The sequence below is a fragment of the Roseovarius dicentrarchi genome (assembly GCF_003316635.1).
Classification (GTDB): Bacteria; Pseudomonadota; Alphaproteobacteria; order Rhodobacterales; family Rhodobacteraceae; genus Roseovarius; species Roseovarius dicentrarchi.
In genome coordinates, this window is the sequence record NZ_QNQP01000026.1 from 1 (window position 1) to 17765 (window position 17765).

The 17765-nt window shown below is 60.9% G+C and carries 19 protein-coding genes; 7 read left to right on the top strand and 12 right to left on the bottom strand.

All coding sequences use genetic code 11. The features are described from left to right. Positions 1 to 95: 95 nt before the first annotated feature. Both DQ230_RS14665 and DQ230_RS14670 read left to right on the top strand, forming a co-directional pair. Complete coding sequence (locus tag DQ230_RS14665) at positions 96 to 659, top strand: toprim domain-containing protein (RefSeq protein ID WP_420820894.1); 564 nt, start codon at positions 96 to 98, stop codon at positions 657 to 659. Positions 660 to 979: 320 nt separating this feature from the next. After that, on the top strand, positions 980 to 1894 hold the full coding sequence (locus DQ230_RS14670) for a DUF2493 domain-containing protein (protein ID WP_113913358.1): 915 nt from the start codon (positions 980 to 982) through the stop codon (positions 1892 to 1894). Here DQ230_RS14670 and DQ230_RS14675 read toward each other — a convergent pair. After that, positions 1891 to 2079 carry a hypothetical protein gene (locus DQ230_RS14675; protein ID WP_162497456.1) on the bottom strand — a complete coding sequence of 63 codons (189 nt, stop codon included), beginning with the start codon at positions 2077 to 2079 and terminating at the stop codon, positions 1891 to 1893. The two genes, DQ230_RS14670 and DQ230_RS14675, sit on opposite strands and share 4 nt — an antisense overlap. 117 nt (positions 2080 to 2196) lie before the next feature. Here DQ230_RS14675 and DQ230_RS14680 point away from each other — a divergent pair, with 117 nt between their 5' ends. The 4 genes from DQ230_RS14680 (at position 2197) to DQ230_RS14695 (ending at position 5308) form a co-directional block, all read left to right on the top strand. Further along, a complete protein-coding gene (locus tag DQ230_RS14680) occupies positions 2197 to 2712 on the top strand; it encodes a DotD/TraH family lipoprotein (RefSeq protein ID WP_162497457.1) in 516 nt (171 codons plus the stop codon). Continuing rightward, entirely contained in the window at positions 2709 to 3605 is an 897-nt protein-coding gene (locus tag DQ230_RS14685; protein ID WP_203228084.1) for a type IV secretory system conjugative DNA transfer family protein, read from the top strand. Before DQ230_RS14680 ends, DQ230_RS14685 begins: the two co-directional genes overlap by 4 nt. Continuing rightward, positions 3602 to 4837, top strand: coding sequence for a type IV pilus twitching motility protein PilT (locus DQ230_RS14690; protein ID WP_113913361.1), 1236 nt, complete (start codon positions 3602 to 3604; stop codon positions 4835 to 4837). Before DQ230_RS14685 ends, DQ230_RS14690 begins: the two co-directional genes overlap by 4 nt. A 78-nt stretch (positions 4838 to 4915) precedes the next feature. Next, complete coding sequence (locus DQ230_RS14695; RefSeq protein ID WP_162497458.1) at positions 4916 to 5308, top strand: hypothetical protein; 393 nt, start codon at positions 4916 to 4918, stop codon at positions 5306 to 5308. Here the strand turns inward: DQ230_RS14695 and DQ230_RS14700 are convergent, their stop codons facing one another. The 11 genes from DQ230_RS14700 to DQ230_RS14750 form a co-directional block, all read right to left on the bottom strand. Next, entirely contained in the window at positions 5309 to 7597 is a 2289-nt protein-coding gene (locus DQ230_RS14700) for a DotA/TraY family protein (protein WP_113913363.1), read from the bottom strand. After that, positions 7594 to 7896: a hypothetical protein gene (locus tag DQ230_RS17135; protein WP_162497459.1), complete on the bottom strand. Its 303-nt coding sequence runs from the start codon at positions 7894 to 7896 to the stop codon at positions 7594 to 7596. Before DQ230_RS17135 ends, DQ230_RS14700 begins: the two co-directional genes overlap by 4 nt. Positions 7897 to 8145: 249 nt before the next feature. Next, positions 8146 to 9285, bottom strand: a complete 1140-nt coding sequence (locus tag DQ230_RS14710) for a hypothetical protein (protein WP_113913365.1) — start codon at positions 9283 to 9285, stop codon at positions 8146 to 8148. Then, complete coding sequence (locus DQ230_RS14715) at positions 9275 to 9544, bottom strand: hypothetical protein (RefSeq protein ID WP_162497460.1); 270 nt, start codon at positions 9542 to 9544, stop codon at positions 9275 to 9277. The genes DQ230_RS14710 and DQ230_RS14715 overlap by 11 nt, the downstream gene beginning before the upstream one ends. After that, positions 9534 to 10115: a hypothetical protein gene (locus DQ230_RS14720; RefSeq protein WP_113913367.1), complete on the bottom strand. Its 582-nt coding sequence runs from the start codon at positions 10113 to 10115 to the stop codon at positions 9534 to 9536. The genes DQ230_RS14715 and DQ230_RS14720 overlap by 11 nt, the downstream gene beginning before the upstream one ends. A gap of 20 nt (positions 10116 to 10135) precedes the next feature. Then, on the bottom strand, positions 10136 to 10870 hold the full coding sequence (locus DQ230_RS14725; protein WP_113913368.1) for a hypothetical protein: 735 nt from the start codon (positions 10868 to 10870) through the stop codon (positions 10136 to 10138). Then, positions 10867 to 11754 carry a hypothetical protein gene (locus tag DQ230_RS14730; protein WP_113913369.1) on the bottom strand — a complete coding sequence of 296 codons (888 nt, stop codon included), beginning with the start codon at positions 11752 to 11754 and terminating at the stop codon, positions 10867 to 10869. Before DQ230_RS14730 ends, DQ230_RS14725 begins: the two co-directional genes overlap by 4 nt. Further along, the gene (locus tag DQ230_RS14735) at positions 11751 to 14771 is read right to left on the bottom strand and encodes a hypothetical protein (protein ID WP_113913370.1); all 3021 of its coding nucleotides are present in this window, start codon (positions 14769 to 14771) and stop codon (positions 11751 to 11753) included. Before DQ230_RS14735 ends, DQ230_RS14730 begins: the two co-directional genes overlap by 4 nt. A gap of 13 nt (positions 14772 to 14784) precedes the next feature. Next, a complete protein-coding gene (locus tag DQ230_RS14740; RefSeq protein ID WP_113913371.1) occupies positions 14785 to 15198 on the bottom strand; it encodes a hypothetical protein in 414 nt (137 codons plus the stop codon). 16 nt (positions 15199 to 15214) lie between these two features. Continuing rightward, positions 15215 to 15763, bottom strand: a complete 549-nt coding sequence (locus DQ230_RS14745; protein WP_113913372.1) for a hypothetical protein — start codon at positions 15761 to 15763, stop codon at positions 15215 to 15217. 15 nt (positions 15764 to 15778) lie between these two features. Beyond that, on the bottom strand, positions 15779 to 16432 hold the full coding sequence (locus DQ230_RS14750; protein WP_113913373.1) for a hypothetical protein: 654 nt from the start codon (positions 16430 to 16432) through the stop codon (positions 15779 to 15781). 185 nt (positions 16433 to 16617) lie between these two features. Here DQ230_RS14750 and DQ230_RS14755 point away from each other — a divergent pair, with 185 nt between their 5' ends. Next, positions 16618 to 17754: a thioredoxin domain-containing protein gene (locus tag DQ230_RS14755; protein ID WP_113913374.1), complete on the top strand. Its 1137-nt coding sequence runs from the start codon at positions 16618 to 16620 to the stop codon at positions 17752 to 17754. The last annotated feature ends 11 nt before the right edge of the window (positions 17755 to 17765 follow it).

The following is a 17765-nucleotide window of genomic DNA, read 5'->3' on the forward strand; positions in this document are numbered from 1 at the left end:
GATGACCAACCGTACCCAAGGCCCCCGGAGCTGTCCGGGAATTACCGAAATCCCTGTCCGGGATTTACCGAAACGCGTGTCCGGGAATTACTGAAATCCGTGTCCGGGAATTAGCGAAACCCGCAGATGGGACACGTCTGGAAATCCCGGCACTCCTTGCGGCGATCACCGACAATGCGGGTACGGTCACCGGATGTTCGCGCATCTTTCTCGACGCCGAAACAGGCGGTCTGGCCGACATCGAGGCCCCCAAACGTGTGCTCGGACGCCTGCAGGGCAACGCGATCCGGTTTGGCAAATGGGCCGATTGCACCGATCTTCTCGCCGGCGAAGGGTTAGAGAACACCCTGTCCGTCGGCACGGCGCTGCCAAGGGCGGCTTTGGCCTCCTGCCTGACAGCAAACCATCTCGCCGCGTTCAACTATCCATCGTCGATCCAGCGCCTCTGGATCGCGCGCGACAATGACAAGACCGGCGCGCGCGCCGCATTCTGCCTTGCAGATCGCGCCGATGCGGACGGGATCGAACCGGTTGTCCTGACTCCGGAGCGGGACGACTTCAACCTGGACCTGACGACGGGCGGCGTCACGGAAATGCGTCGACGGCTGGTAGCCCTCATCGGCACGAAAGTCTCCGAGCATGATCTCTGGCCCTCGTAAGGCGGGATGCCGGAAGGAAGGGAGGGACAGGGCGCGGCCCTTTGAGTCGCGGCGTTGACGCCCTGTTCCGTTTGGATGTCCGGGTCGATGGACCGACAGGTCGGGCGCAAAGGCGCCCTCATCCCACCCGCAACGGCCATGCCCCGGAAATTTCCCCTGGGCGCGGGGCGCCCATTCCTCGCGGGACAAATTTCCGCGCCCTGCCCGTCCTGCGCTGCGCTACGGCCCTCCGGGTGCGGCCGGGCTGCTGACGGTCCTGTTATCGCCCCATCCAAATCGGATCAGGACGAAACCCAAAGCCAACAAAAGGACCCAAGCCCATGACCCTCGCTTCTTCCACCGTCACCCCCGCCTCAAGCGCCACAGCCAGCGTCCTCGACACCCTCGCCCTTTACGGCGCGACACCCCCCGCAGACGAACATGATCACCGCCCCCTGCCCGAAGAGGACCAGACCGAGGCCGCCATAACCGCCATGGTCGAGGCAAGCCACATGCTTCTCGCCGACACACAGCTCGAAGAGGATCTGCAAGAGATGCTCTGGTCGCTCACCAACATCTTTCATCGCCGCCTGACGCGCCTTGAGCGCCAGCTCGATGAGAATGAATGCGAACAGCGCGACCTGGTCAGATGCCAGGACGGCTCAGAGGTCAAAAGCCTGGAATTGGAGCGCAAGATCGACCGTGGACAAAAACTTGTCGAGCACCGGGACGCCTACGAGGCGATGCGGGATGCCTCAGCCGCCCATTTCCACACGGAGACCAGTTCGATCTGGATGCCAAGATCAGGATCGCGGGTATCGCACAAGAACCTCACAGCCTCGGTGGTCGACAGCCGTAACTTCCTCTCCGCGGAACGCCGCAAGAAGAACGAAATCCACTGCCCTGAGGGCACCCGCATCGCCTTCACCGGCGGCGACTATCAGGATTATGATGCGATCTGGACCATCCTCGACGGCTCAAAGGAGAAATATCCGGACATGATCCTGCTGCATGGCGGCACACCGAACGGAGCAGAACGTATCGCAAGCCTCTGGGCAGAGAACCGTGGCGTCACCCAGGTGATCTTCCGGCCCGACTGGAAATCCCACAACAAAGCGGCTCCCTTCAAGCGCAACGATCAACTCCTGAAGACCATGCCGAAAGGCATCATCGCCTGCCCCGGCTCCGGCATTCACGAGAACCTCGTCGACAAAGCCCGCAAGCTGGGCATTCCGGTCAAAAGGATCGGGGGCTAAGGCTCCCTTTCTACTGGCGCGTGTTCAGCGAGGATGCGCGCCAGACAATCGATTTCGTTCATGACATCGACAATGTCGCGATCAGCTGACGTCTGAAGATATTGTTGCAGCGCAAAGCTGGTGTCGGGTTTTGCGGCAAGAGTGGCAAGTTTTCGCGCAATATCCTCAAATGGGTCTGGCTCCATGATGCTCACCTATGAAGTTGCCGTTCGTCGTGCTCTTATATCATTATATATAACGATACCTAAGTAACAGGGTTTGGATCAACTCACCGATAAACGGGACGAACGATGGGGACGTGGATGCGACTGGCCCAGAACATATTTTTGAACTTCGTGCTTCTGAGCGCCGCCGCCTGCACGGTTGCCAGAGAGCCTGAAAGTACCAGCCTGTCCGCCCTCATAGAGGCGGAAACGTCAATGGTGGACCGCGAGATTGGCGACGCTGGTCTCTATACCGGCGTTCTGGAACCCTACGCGACAGGCACCGCGACCCTCAAGAACCCGGATCACGTGACGGACGAACGCCTGATGACCGTCGTGCAGTCCGCCTTCACCGGCCCGATCGAAGACTTCGTTTCCAGGATGGCGCTCGAGACCGGATATCGGGTCATCGCCCAAGGCGAGAAACCCGGCGCGCCGATTCTGATCACCTTGGTCCAACGCAACCTGCCCGTCATGGGCGCGCTGCGCGAGGCGTTCTTTCAAGGCAAGGCGCGCGCCGGGCTGGTTGTCGATCAGCGCTCAAAAACCATGACGATCATCTACAGCAGGCCGGAACGAAGTCCGGTGCCACATATCGAGGACACGGAAGTATGATGCGCCTCTCTCGCAAACCGCTGGTGCCGCTTCTGGCTGTCCTTGTCCTAGCCGGGTGCGAAAATCTCAAGCCGCTGGCTTCCGAACTTCAGGAGCCGGATCCGATCTTCATCGGTGGACCTGATCAATATCGCTCGAACCGGCCCCCGGCCGATTTCGCTGAATTCAGCGCGCGCACCCGGCGCGGCAATTACGAGACTTCGGTGGAGGACGAGCGCTACGATCTGTTGCGCGAAGCTGCCGTCTCCTATTCGGCGCAGGCCGGCTACCAGCATCGCGTCTGGGAAGTCATGCGGCAGTTGGAACGCGACAGCCCAAAGCTGTCCCGAACGTTTGATTTCAACAGAGTCTCCTACAGCGCGCCGAGAGAGACAGGATATATCCTCCCCCCCGTTGTCAGCCGCGCCACCGCCGCCATCAATGTGGATGAGAGCGGGCAATCCGCAGTGGCCGCCGACGAATTCTACCGTCTCGAGATACCCGGTCGGATTGTCACGATTGTGCCGACCTGGCGCGACTACCTTGTTATCTCACTCGAAGAGGCGAGCGATCCCGACGATGATTTCCTGCCGCAAGATAAAGAGGAAAAGCAGGTGTTTGACCGCTTCGCCGCCGAAGGCTGGCAGGCCGGTGTCGAACAGGCTGACGAGGCGCTCGCACTCAACTTCGCAAGGCTGAAACGTGACTATTTGGGCATGGTTGAATATCGCCGAATGGTTCAGGCCGGGCTGGTCATGGAACTGGTGATCCAATCCAGCGAACGACGCTCCGCCGGCGACGGGGACGAACTCTTCATCGGTGAGCGCCGGGTCAAGATTGTCAGTTCCGCCCGTTTTGTGCGCGATCCCAGCCAGTGGAAACCATTGCAGAGGCGCTATGCGGTGACGAAATGATCGATCTGGACCGAATAGCTCTCGAGCCTGATGATCCGAAGGCAGCTGAGGTCACGATCCTGAAGGATGAGCCAAATCGGTTCGACAGTGATCTGTCTGCGTTTGACCACTTTCTTGTCGGAGCCGCGATGAAGGGAGCCTCGGATATCAATATCAGCGCGGACCTGAGGATGCGGGTTCAGCTGCACGGTGATCAGAAACTCGCCACCAGGCGTCGCCTGCTGATCACCGAGGTTCAGGCGATGCTGGCGCATCTGTGGTCAGCAAATGACGCGATGTCCCTGGTGAGCGCGGGGCGGCCATTGGATTTTTCCTATGAGAAGAAAATCGATCGCAAACGGAGTCAGAGGTTCCGCGTGAATGCGACAGGTGAGCAAAGGTTCGGCACCAACGGGGTACAGATCACGCTGCGCGCCCTGCCCGACACAACACCGACCCTGGATGACGTTGGGCTCGAAGAAGAGCTGCGCGACCGGTTGGAGCCAGCGAGCGGGATCATCGTCGTGGCCGGCGCGACGGGTCACGGCAAGTCGACGACCATGGCGGCCATGACACGGTGTCATCTGGAGAACCGGCAACGTTCTCGCAAGATCATCGATCTACAAGCGCCCATTGAATACACGTTCCGCGACATCAACACCGACGCCGCCGATGTCGCATCCTTCATCAGCCAGTCCGAGATCGGTGTTGGCCGCAACATCCCCACCTTTGCGGAAGGAGTTCGCGCCGCGATGCGGCGTGCGCCTGCTGTCATCAATGTCGGTGAGAGCCGGGACCGTGAAAGCATGGAGGCCTGTATCGAAGCCTGTCTCACCGGTCATCTGGTGAACACGACGACACATGCGGGATCGATCACCGAGGCGCTCCGGCGCATGGCTTTTTTGTTCCCGTCGGAGGAGCAGGAGGCACGCTCCTTCGATCTGATGACCTCGCTCAATCTCATCATCTGGCAAAGGCTGGTTAAAACTGCAGACGGCAAAGGACGCGTCGCGCTGCGCGAGTATCTGGTCTTTGATCAGAGCGTGCGGGATCGATTCCTGAGCGTTCCTCCCCTGGAATGGGTAAACGTCGTTAAGGGGGTATTTTCGGACAGCCTCTCCAATCCGAACCTGGTTGCCAGGACGATGACGCAGTCCGCCGAGCAGTTGGTGCAGCGCAAAATCGTCAAGGCGGCGGATGTCTCTGGAATTATTCAGGCCGGGCTCGGGTTTCTGGGCCAGCTCAAGCTCTAGTCATTGTTCCAGTATCACGCATATCATTAAATATTACGTTACATATCATTTCAAAAGGCTGGCAAGAAAGCACCATCCGTGACATACTTTGATATGTTCAAATGGTTCAAGAAGACGCGACAGTCGCATAGCGAGATCGGCTACTGGGTCCAGCTCGGTGGCCAGTGGTTGGCTGTCGGCCTGATGATCTATTTCTGGCGCGCCATGCTTCACATGCTGGATTCAGTGGAGGTGTTTGCCGGTGCCTGGCAGGAAAGCCGTTCAGAGCATTTTGGGTTTGTTGACGGCTTGGTCGCGATCCCCGCGCATCTGATCTCGGAACCGATCTATTTCCTGCAACTGGCGTCGATCCTCTTCGTTTTGCACCTGACGGTAAACCGCGCGGGATATCGTGGTCCTTGGCATATGCCTCATAAGTTCAACAGTGGCGGCTTGGGTGCGCTGGTGGTGATGTCCGTGTTTCGCCGATAGCTACTTGTCCTTGGCAGCTTTGTTCCCCAATTGTCGTGGACGTGCGCGGTTGTTCGCCAACCCGATATTGCCGGCTTGGCTAAGTGTGCCACCAGCCGCAGCCCCGGTTTGATAAGCTCCCCCCGCCCCAATCGCACGCGCCGTCATCGCGGTTCCTGCCCCGAGATCGTCGCCGATCCCATCAATCCATTTGAAGACCCGCGCCGGAAATACGTTGATCAGGCTGAACGACCAATCGATGATGACGACGTAGAGCAAGCCGACAAACACGGTCAGCACCGCCATCGTCAGGAACTGAGATAAGACCCCAAACGCGCCTGGGTCTGCCGCCATCTGTGAACTCAGTGCTGCAAACAGCATCCCGTTGAGTGAGAAGGCTGCGATCCGGAACAGGACCATGCCGAGCAGGAACCCGAACACCATCAGCAGCGGTGTCAGAAACAGCATCAACAGGAGCGACCATCCCTTGCGAGAGATGTTGGACGAAATTCCGTGACCGTCCATCGAGAGCATAGCGACAGCCCAAAGGGGCGCTGCAAAGACGGCCTCAATCACCAGGAGCATGAAGGCGAGGATCGCGATGAGCCAGATGACAGCCGGAAGATAGGGCAGAACGAAACCGACAAAAATTGCGGCAAAGATGCCGATCTGGAACAACCCGCTGGTCAAAGAGGCAAGCGTCGCCGGGATCGAGCCGAACAGGGGAACCGCCGACGCCGTTGCAAGCACCCCGATGGCGACGACCGCATAGGTCAGAAACGTTGAGGCATATGCCATCAGACCGATCATCGGATCGACGGTGATCGTGTCCGGCGCCAGCAGCTGGATACCTTTCAGAAGATTTGTCGGCGGCGGCAGAAAGTTTTCAGGTGAGGACGCATCGTCTCCCGCATAGGCGCGTTCTGTGATGAACTCGCGCAGCCCGGCGTTGGCGGCTGCCTCGTTCCAGGCCGACACGCTCGCATTATAGCTCGCGCCTATGCCGGCCAATATCTTTTGCGCATCGCGGTCCGCATTGCTCTGGAACCAGTAGGTCCTGCCGAGCTCGGTCGCCAGCGTGTTCTGGACTCCGCCGCTGAGCGTCGTCGAGATCAGCGTGCCCGGCGTTGCCGTCGGAAACATGCCCGCAACCGCGTTGGCGTCGCCGGATATCTTGCTGATCAGCATGTAATAGGACCCGGCCATCATCCAGCCGCCCGTCTTCAGATCCCCGGCAATTGCAGTCGGAGCGGACAGCGCACCGCTCCCGTCCGACCCGATGGACTGGATCTGCTGGCTGATCGGCGTCCCACTCTCGGTCTGAACCAGGGCGGACAGCGCGCTCGGGTTCACGATCGGATTGACGATTGCGGAATGCTGCTGGCGCAGCATGCGCATCATGGTTGCGAGGTTTGGGAAATCGCCCGGCGCGATTATGTCGCGGGCCGAAATCTTCGCGACGACCGTCTCGGCCGAGCCGCGCATTTCGGTACGCAACGCGTCGATCAAATTGCGCATGCCGGTATTGATGGTGTCCATATTCGTCGCCGGGCTGATGCGTTTCAGGGCAGCTGTTGCCGGCGGCAGCGTCACCGATCCGCAGGCGCTGGTGATCGTCGGTGTCGAGTAGGTCAGGATCTGCGGCGTGTATCCGTCGATCAGATCGGTGGCGGAGGCCGGGGCAAGGTCGGACCAGATACCGCCGCTCACCAGTTGAAGATCGCCGCCCTTGGAAACCTCATAGTTATAGGCCGCGCGGCAGAATTCCATGCGCCAGAGTTGCTGCAGGAAGCGCGCGTCCGAGCCTACGTAATCGGTGCCAACGATAGGCACTTCGTCGGAGACGATGAGATCGGCCGTCTGGTTCCAGAAGAAGGTGCCCGCGGCGGTGCCGGCGCGCACCACGTAGGAGATGCCGTGCTGGATACCATTATAACCATTGTCGAGGGGGATCAGCAGGGCGAAGGCGGTCAGGATTCGGATCGGCACCCAGATCGTCGATTTCTGGCCAAGCACGATGCCTTCATGGGCGGAATCCAGCGTCCCCTGAAAGATATTGTAAAGCAGGAAGAGCCCGCCGACCGCCAGGAACAGGATGTTGAACGACAACATCAGGAGCGAGATGACGGTGCGGTTGTTCGCGGTCGGCCCGGGGAACAGGTCTCCGAAGATCAGGTTGAAGAAGGTGTTGGAGCGATCGTCGCCCTGCCCGCTGAAGATGTCCGGCACGCTGATGGCCTGCGCCCACCCGCCATCGCTGGAGGCCAGAAGCAGGCCCAGAGCCAGAGTGACGGTCAGAATCGCTTTCATTTGTCCCGCTTTCGGCGCGGGAGGATGATCTGCATGTTGCGTGGCAGGCGCGAGGTCATGTAATCGTAGAACCCGCCGAAGCGGCCCTGCTCGATGATCCAGGCGAAGAAATCGGCGCGGACCGCCCGAAACATTGAGAACAGAAAGAGCGCAACAAGCCCGATGACAAACACCCGGCTGATATCAAAGAAGATGAGGCCAACAGGGATTGCCAGCACGGCGACCAGCCCGGCATATTGGAAACAGCTTTGCTGCGTCCGCCAGCCTTCATACTGTCGCTGTAATTGCGCCGCGCTCATGGAGCGGGCCATTTCCTGAAACCGCTCGATCCCGCCGTCATCGTAACGGCCTGTCAGCCCTTTGGAATCCAGCGCTCTGGGCCGGACCCGATCGGCAAGTTCGCCAATGAAATCCGCGCCAAACCTACTGGCCTCGAAAGCTCTGTGAATGCCACCACGGCGCGCGAAGAACCCGGCCGCGCGTCTTGCACGGCTCTTTTTTGGCTCATTGTCATCCTGGGTGCGCGCCATGTTCGATCAACCAGTCTGTCAGTTGCCGAGCGGGGCGCCGCCGCCCGCCCCCTCGGTCCCATCTATGGTCGAGGCCAGGGCGGCTGCTTCCACCGCGGCCACGCGGCGTTCCAGACCGAAGCGCATCCAGTTGACGTGAAGATCGAGCGCCTGGGTGAGCAGCAGTTCCCGCATCACCGCGTCGGGTGACATTTTCGCGATGGATTGATGCCAGTCGGGGTTGGCAAACCGGGAATGCACGAAGATATCGACCGCCTGAAGCGAGGAGACCTTGTCACCCACAGCATTCGGATAGGCGGGACCGGCCGCATCTCGCGCCCAATTCGCAAGCTCCGTGCCGCCGGTCGGGGTGGCAATGTCGCCCAGATAGGTGAAGACGGCATGTGAGGCGGAGCGACGTGTCGCATCGATCTGGCGCGCGGCGATGCGCGCAAGGCCAGCCGGTGTTTTCGCTTCCTCGGTGGTGACAGGTTTCGGCGGCAACGGATCGACCATGTTGTTGACCATCCGCGCGAAGGCCTGTGCGACCTGCTGGTCGGAGGTGTCGAGCGTGATGGCCTCGGTCAGGAGCCGGACGTCAGATGTCGGATCGGCAAACCCGCCGACGTTTTTGAGATTGTCACGATCAAGTTTGATCTCTTGGGCGAGCGCAAGACCGCCGGAGCGGACTGGCGCACCCGCGGCCCCGTTTCCGTAGGACCGGTTACGCGACAGGTTGGCGATGTCGATGCCGCCGACCCCCTGGCTGGTCTGTCCGCCGCCAAAATTCAGCACGCCGGAGAGATCGATGCAGGCGGAAGTGGCCGGATCGTAGCGCCCGCCTTCGGCGGCTGCCCGGATTTTCTGGCGCTCTAGCAGGACGGCGTTCTGATCGCGTCCTTCGGCGATGCGCTTTGCCGCCTCGGTTTCGCGTTTGGAGTAGGCCGAAAGCTGCGCTACACCCTTCAGGATGTTGTCGACGATGTAGTTGCCGACCTCCGTGGTGTGATTGTTGACGTTGATCCGCGCGCTGCGGACGATGTTTTGCACGCCGCCGCAGGAACAACCGCCAAAGGCGTATCCCGGCGTTGAAAGCGTGAACAGCCACGCCGCGGCGACAACCGACAGTGCGCTCCCCATCACACGTCGACGAAATGTCGTCGGTTGATCAGTTGTCATTTCCCACTCCCTCGCTCCGAGCATTCCCTTTTTTGCCCCGGATGATGTCGTTGACCGCATCAAGGTTGGTGCGCGTCTCCGTGCTCCCCTGGCTCTGGATTCCAGCCGGTTCCTGAGGTTCCGGTTTGCCTTGGGTCACGCTCTTGGGGATCTGAAATGACGTGAATTGGATCAACAAGACGAATGCGATCACCGCCAGAACGACCGCGAGCGCGATCCATTTTCCAAGCGTTATTTTCGACAGGATGTTATTCGGCATTTCCGCCTCCATAGATAAGGTCATAGACCGCATCCAAATTGGTCGGACTGGCCGTCGTGCCGTTGAGCGTCACCCCCTGCCCCACCTGACCGCCGCCGGTGTTCAGATCCACGCCGCCAATCGAAGTTGTCGAATTGCCTGTCAGACCGCCAATCGGCAGGAAGTTGAAACTCGGCAGCTGGAGTAGATTGGTGATCTGGGCGGTGAGCGCGTTCATCTTACCTTCTGCGAAGGAACAGATCTGGCCCTGCGCCTGACTGACCGCCGCCTGGAAGATGCCTTGCAGGTTTGGCACCTGGATCGCGATGTCGAGGTTGACGTCGAGCAGGTTGTCGAGACATCCAAGCGCCGCGATGGAGTGCGGTTTTTTCAGCGCCTCTTCGCCGCGCAGGACTTCGGCCTCGATGCCTGATCGGATCGCATCGGTGAGGTTCAGCTTCACCGTGTCGGTGCAGCCCTGACCGCTGGACGGGAAGAGCTGCAGGATCTGATCATCGGCTTGAGCGTGGGTTTTTGGCGCATGCACGAGGGCCATGCCCGCGAACAGCGCTGCGCCGAGAAGGTATCGCATGTCATGTCTGCATGGTCTGGTCATTGAGTGCCTCCAAGACTGGTCCGTTCCCCTTGGAAAGGGGGTGTTTCGCGAATGAGGATGGGACGTTTTGCGCCGAAGCCTGGAAAGCCTGTGGTCTGCGCAAAGCTGCCGCCCGTACCAGTCCCGCCCGCGTACATTGTGTCGGACGCGGCCCCGATGCGGTTCATCAGGTGCGATTGCAGCTCGGCGTAGGAGCTGAAGCCGTTGGCATCGAGATAGCTCTGCGGGAACACGGTCGGATCAAAGCCGCTCGCGACCCAGTCGTTGAGCGCGCCGGCCCCCAGGAAATGCGCCGCTGTCAGCAGCCCGCTTTCCGTGAAGGTCACGTCGTTGATGGTCTGACCAACCAACCCCAGTGTTTGCGTTGATAGCGCCGAAAGATTGAGTGTCGTCAGGGTGTCGAAGGCCTGGTCCTGCAAGGCGTGCCCGGCGGGTGAAGTCAGGAAACCGCTCAAGGATGTGACGCCCTGTCCTGTCGCCAGCGACGTCCATTCGTAGTTGCTCCAGCTGCCGTACGACCCGCCAATATGGTTTACATAGCCAAGGCTCGCCAGCGTCCCGGCGGTGATCTGGTAGGCACCTGCCGCGGTGCCGCCTTGCGTGTTCAAGGCTCCGTAGTTGCCGCCAGATTCCTGCGTGCGGATCAGATCGGCATAGTCGCTCGCCAGGGCGGTTCCAGCCCAGAGGGCGAGCGCAATGCCAAGATACCGGATATGGTGGAAACGGCTCATTTAACGGTCCCTGCGATGGCAACTGGCTGGGTCGGGATCGTCTCCATCACTGCGCCGGTCGAGGGCGAGATCACCGTCACACCGCCACGGCTGAGCGTCTCGAGGCCGCGAAAGCCGTTCTCGTCCCGTAAGGTTCTGGAGAGGCCGACCACACCCTCAAGCGCCTGGATCATCCGGTAGGATTGACCAAGATTGTTGATCAGAAAGACGGGACAGGATGATTGACCGCAATAATAGGGCGAGCGGACGACGATGATCTTTTCCCCGCCGGTTAGTACATCCACCTCATAGACGCTGACCTCCGGGGGCCCAAAAGACGTCGCCGTCGTCTCGTCGATGTTTGCCCCCAACTCTTTGCCAACGAGGGCCAGCTCCGCCTCATTGGCCTCGCGTTCCACCATGCCCGTTTGATCGGGTTGAGGCGTGTAGGCCTGACCGCTCCACGTCCAGACCCGCCCGTCCTCAACGATCGAACGCATACCGGTCGGTGTGACCACTGACAGCCCAAGCGCGTCGACGGCGGGCCTGCGATAGATTTCGAGCCATTTCTCGTTGTGGAACAGCACGACGTTAAAGCACTCGGTCTCGCAGTTGCGGCTCTTGCCGATCTTCAGGAACAGTTGCTCGGGATCGTCGTTCGGCGTTTCCAGCCAGACCCGGATCGCCTTCACGTAAGGAAAATCGCGACCATACATTTGCCGCGCGATGTTCAGCGCCTGTTGATCGTTGCGCGCGAAGGAGAGCTGCTGGACCGCGATATCCCCGCCAGGCTGGTTGTTCTCGCGACTGTCCTCGGCAAGCGCGGACAGCACACCCAACGTGACCAGCAGTGCAGCCAGATAGACGAGGAGCGGTGACCGCCTGTGTCTTGCGCGCAATGTCATTGAAATGCCCCTTTCGCGAGATCGTCGGCCATGCGGGAGATGACGTTCGAGCGTGCGGACTCGTCGAGCATCTTGCCGGAAGACATCAGCCCCTCGAGTTCCGCCTCGATCTCCGCCTTTGCCGACCCGGCCGGAAAGCGACGGGCGAGGATGTGGCGCGCCTCGGGACTGCCGAGCCGCTCGTAGAGGATCGCGCGCAACGCCGTGTCTTCGGCAGTTGTCGACAGCGCCCAAAGTTCGATGGGCCCGAGTTGGTTATAGAAGTGCTGCACATAGGTCTGGGATTTCAGCTTGAAGATGGCGACGATCGGCGCGCCCTCGCCCGGCTCCGGCCCGCTCAATCGGCTGATCACCGGTTTCAGACTGGCGGGCAGATCATAGGTGTCCATCACCGTGCGCACGCTCTCGGCGGTCGGCACGTTGCAGAGGAATATGTTGGTGGCGAGTTCGCGGATCGAATGGTCGAAATCCCCGATCAGCTGACTGGCGAGTGAGATCTGCACGCCAGCCTTGCGGCCGACCCGTACGTCTGCGACGACCTGATCGCGGATGCCGAGTCCGCCGGTCAGGTGGTATTCGTCGATACAGATGCGTTTGGGCATCTGGCGGTTGTTCTGGAAGCGCAGCAGATGATGTGCCCGCACGGCGTCAGGCAGATCGGAACCCTTGATCTCGTCCTCGTCGAGCCAGAAGTCAGACGTCAGCGTCTGGCGCGCCATCATGTACATGACCGCCGTCTGCTTGCGCCCGCGCTTGCCGGTCGCTTCGGTCACACCGGCCAGATCGAAGGCAACGATGCGTGCGCCCGAGATATCGAACCGGGTCGGGTTCGACAGGATCACATACTGCTTGATCGCGGCGGTGATCTGACGCTGGAACGCGCCGACCATCGGTTCCTGGGTCGATTGCACCCGCATTTTGATAAAGGGCTCGCGCACGGTCTCTGCGTTGGAGATCGGGATTAGATCGCCGAGGATCGGCACGGCCAGGCGTTGCGCGAGGGCTGCGGCATGATGCTCGTTCTTCGCAAACAGGACGTCGACGATCTCCCACCAGGTGGTCTCTTCATCGACTTCGAAATGATGCTTCTTCAGCGCTTCATCGACATGGCGATCCATGGTTGGCGAATAGCGCTTCGGGCTGACCTCATCGGAATAATAGCGATAGGCCTCATCGACGCAGGCCTCGGCCAGCTGCGAGACACCGTCATAGGGCACGTCGGCATCTTCAGGTGTGCAGATCAGCCCGATCAGGTTCACCAGAAACGCGCGTTCATGGGCAAACGGTTTTCGACAACAAAGCTGGGTGTCGAACGGATTGACGGCATCGCGGTCCACCATTTTCAGCCGGTGGAACATCGCCTCGTGTCGCCGGTTCGGCGGAAGGGCGTCGCGGATCAGGCTGATCAGGCCCGACGAGGACGGGCCGATATCGATGATGGCGATGCGCGGCAGGATCGCCTGGTTGTCCCCGCCCCTTCCGGATTGCGGCGACAGCGCCACGCCGAGATTGATCGCGTTCATTAGAACCGATTTACCGGAGCCGGGCGTGCCGACCATGATATCGACGCTGGCATTCTGTTTCGACGAGCCGGGTTGATACGGGAACGGCTTGCCGTCCGCGGTGCGAAAGATGATCGACCCGCGCTGCCACGGGCAGGCGGGCCGCACGATCGGGGCCATGGCGAGGACGTCCAACAGGTCGGCAGCGCAGCTTTCGGCGGTCGAGGCGGTCGAAAGGCCAAGCGCAGACGACATCACGCAGTCCAGCGGGTCACCGACAACCGCGTTGGTGTGGCAATTGCCCCAGGATTTTACCATCTCCTGCAGCGATGAGACGTGGGCGCGCAGCTGGCCAACTTCGTCGGCTGGTGCCCAGGCCGCGAAGGAGGCGCGCCAGCGGATGACGGTGTTGCCGTCACCATCGGTCTGGCGCAAACGCTCGAAGCTCTCCTTGATGCGCCCGTTATGTGTGGGGGCGGTCCAGGCCAGCAGCCGCGCCAGCTGCTCGCGAAACATTTGCCCTGCGAACCCTCCGCTCTCCATCAGGATAGAACAGCGCCATGAGATTCTGGTGCCGTTGGCGATCACGCGCCTGATCAGCTCATTGAACTGCACAACGATTTCGGGGGGCAGCACGATGTCGAAACCGGAAAACACCGTGTTGCCAATGCGCACGATCTTGCTGTCGATCACCTCGGCATGGTCGGTGAAGATCTGTTCCGACAGCTTTGGCCACACGAGATTGGAGATATCTTTGCGTGTGATGTTGCGCCCGAGGCTCGGCAGTCGTGCTTTGAGATAGTCACCCGGCAATGTCGCGCGCCACGGGTGGTTGAGACCCAACGTGTCGGGCGCCACGATCTTGCGGATCGCGTTCAGTGCCTCATAATTGTTTAGTAGTTCGAGCGCGATACCCGCCGAATTGAACTCGCGCCCCAAAGCCGTGACAAAGCTGTCATGGCGGATTGCCAGGCCTTCAAGCGCGGTATCCGGGATCTGACCAAGCGAGATCGGTGGCGCGGCATTCAGCACTTTCGTGCGCCGTTTCAGGCTGGCATTGCGATCTTCCGCCGTCAGCAAGGAGGGGCGTGTCCACAGCGCCAGATAACAGCGCTCGCCATAGAGCTTGGATGGGAGCAGTTTGCGGCGCTCGTCCAGAAGATCATGTAAGTCGAGCGCATTGTCACGCGCAACGCGGGCGCTGTCATCGATGATGGTCTCGACCTCGCGTCTACCAAGTTCCGGCGAATGCCCGAACCAGAACTGCAGGGCCAGTCCTGGTTTGGAAAAGAACGGCGACAGGCCCACCCGCAACCGGTCGCAGGCTTCGGTGACATCCTCCTCTCCCGGCAAGGACCGGAACCCGTCGAGCCGGAAGAGCGACATCATCGAGCCGTCGTCGGCCACCAGTGCTGTCTCGCCATGCGCGGTTTCCAGACGGCAATACCCGTCCAGAGAGGCCTTCAGCGCTCCCCGGCCCAGATGGGCTGCGACCTGATGCCAGAATGCGACCATCAGTACATGCCCCTTAGTTGAGCGAGCGGAGCTGACCGTCCACGGAGGATTGGTTCGCACCGGTGCCGAAGATCGAGGCGACGCCGACATTGAGGAAGGTCGGGATCGCCACCATGCAGGCGGCCGCGACGCTGAGCATCAGGATGCGGCCCGTCTCGACGGACGAGTCATTGGTGCTGCGCGACCGCTTGATCATCGCCATGACCGCCATGATCGCGAACACGACGCCGAGAACGAAGGAGATGGTGCCGAGAATGTCAGCCGCAGGCCCGAGCTGGCTGGAGCGCATTTCGGTGAAGATGTCGCCAAACGTCTGGGCGAAGGTTTGGCTGGCCCAGAATGTGCCAAAGCCGAGGGAGAGCGCAGAACGGACAATGGCGGGTCGCCTAGAGACGCGGTTATGAGAGCGGGATTGTTTCTTGCGCATGGAGGAGTTCCTTGTTTCAGCCGAAGAAGAGATTTTCGAAAAGGCCGACGGTCCGGGGCAGATCGACCGCCATGATCCCTGCAATCATGTGAATGAAGCCCTTGCCCATCAGGCCATGGGTCGGCATGTCCGCCGATTTGACGCAGAGAAAGAGACCGCGCACGACCGCCAGCAGCCCGATGAATTGCGCGATCCGCACGAGTGCGATCAGGATGGCTTCGCCGGGCGTGCCCGAAACGGGTGAGAGCATCTCCGGCGCATAGGCCATGATCTCGCTGGCAGCACTGGCCGTCGTGTTGCTTGCCCCGTAGAACGACGCAATCCAGGCGGACAGCGTCAGATCGAGGGAGATGATCAGCAGACCGAACACGATGTAGGTCAGCGCCTGATAGTAGCCGTGCCGCCTGTGATGGGCATGCGCGCGCTCCTCGGCCGTCACCAGCATCATTCGGCTGCCGATCACGACGAGGATGATGCCCAGAACGAAACAGAGTGCTGCCACGAAGGCCTGCGCCGGTGGCAGGATGTCGGTCACCCGCGTGAAGAAGGCGGTCAGCTCGTCCATATGCTGTCATCCTCATCACTCACCATCTCCACCCTCTATTTTCGGCTGGGCTTCGGCGTTACCGTCTGGGATCAGCACAACGCGTTTCGGGGTGTCCGTCACGGGAGCCGCGACAGGCGTCACCTGTACCGGGCGAGAACCGGCTCTCTCGGAAGCTGCGCCTTCGTCGATTGCGGGCAGCGACGCGCCGATGAGGCCGATGGTCGAATAAAGCTGCCGTATGGCATTGGAATGCGCGCCGTTGACCTTGCGCTGGTCCTGCAGCCGAGCAACGAACCTTGGCAAAACACCCCCCTGCCCCGTCAACAGCGCCATTTCCGAGCGCAGTGCCAGGCTCTGTTCGGTCAGCAGAGCCACCTCGGATCGCAATTGAACGAGTTCGCGAGTCTGATGATCGTCGGCAGTCCCGACCACGGCGTGTCCCGCCTCTGCCTTCAGGTCCAGTGCGTTGAATGCAAAGACGCCGCCAATCGCGACGAGACCGAGGACGGCGAGGGTCAGCAGGACCTTGCACAGCCCGTTGATAAAGGCGGTGCCGGTGCGGTCGCGCGCGTGCAGATAAACCGTACCGGCGGCCCGCCCGGAGCGGGCAAAGCCGAAGTCCTCGCCATAGGCGTCGGCGCGGATCGCCGCTGGGACATCCAGTGCGGTGTTCGGTCGAGCCATCATCTTTCCCCCTTTCCGTGCTGCGATCCGGGCTTGACCCCGTCCTTCGGTCCAAGGCCGCGACCCGCCCTGTTTTGGCGCCTACCAACTCGGCTATGGTCATCGATATTATATCGTTATATATAACGATAAAGAAGATGCAGTAAAGACTTTTGCGAAACGCACCTCAGGGACAAGGAATTCTCATCATGTACAGAGGGAAAAAACACAGGGGCGGGACGCTCCGTTCGTCAGCCCGCGGCACTCTGCCCGCGCTCGCCTGTCTCATGGTCTTGGGCTCCGGATCGCCAGGCATCGCCGAGGATACGGGGCGGAATGACACGGTCTCCGGAACTGTGGGCAGCTCTCCCGTCATCGACGCGATGCTCGCCGAAACCGACCCGGACGTGCGGCCCCTGATGAAGATCGGCGAGATGCAGGCCTGGGTGATCACGTATGCAGACGGGACGCCCGTGACAGCCCTGACGACGGCGGACGGGTTGACCATCGTCGGCCAGATCATCGGGCCGCAGGGTGAGGATATTTCGGCGGCACTGCTGGCGACCATGCCCGACCCGAGCGTGACAGTGCCGAGTACCAGAGCTTTGGTGCTGCAAGCGCCGGGTGCGACACCGGCGCCGACACCGCAGGCTGCGATGACGCCGATACCGGATTCGCAAGGCACGCCGAGCGGTGGCACCTCATCTGCGTTGCGCAAATTGCAGAGAGGTCTGCGGGCGGGCGCTGCGAGCGAGATCGCGCCGACGCGGGATGTCGAACCCCCGGACACGCCCTCCGCCGGACCCGCCACGGCGGCGCTCACCGCCATCGATCAACCCTCGGCAGATGTGCAGGCCGGGCTCAACGCCGTCTTTCGCCAGGCCGGTGACGAGCGCGTCTGGTTCTCGGCCGGAACGCCCAGGCCGGATGCGCCCGTCATCTACATGCTCACCGACCCGGAGTGCCCGCATTGCCAGTGGACGATTGATCAAATGCAGGGGTCAATTGCGTCCGGGTCTGTCGACCTCCGGATCATTTTCGCTCCCGTTACCGGCGTTCAGGGGTTCAATACGGCCCTGTCGATCCTGCATTTCGAAGATATCGCGCAAACCTTCATGGCTCATATGACCTCTAACACCCGAGGAACATCCGGCGTCGTCCAGATGGATACGACCCAGGCCGACAAGGCGGTCATCCAGGGGATCGTCGACAACATCAACTGGATGCGCGCCAACAAGATGCCGGGCGTGCCGTTCTTCCTCTTTGATACGGATCAAGGCGCACAATTCGCCTTCTCGGAACTGCCGCCGGACATTCTGACTGTCGCCAAAGCCGCAAGCCAGTGACGGGGTGTTTC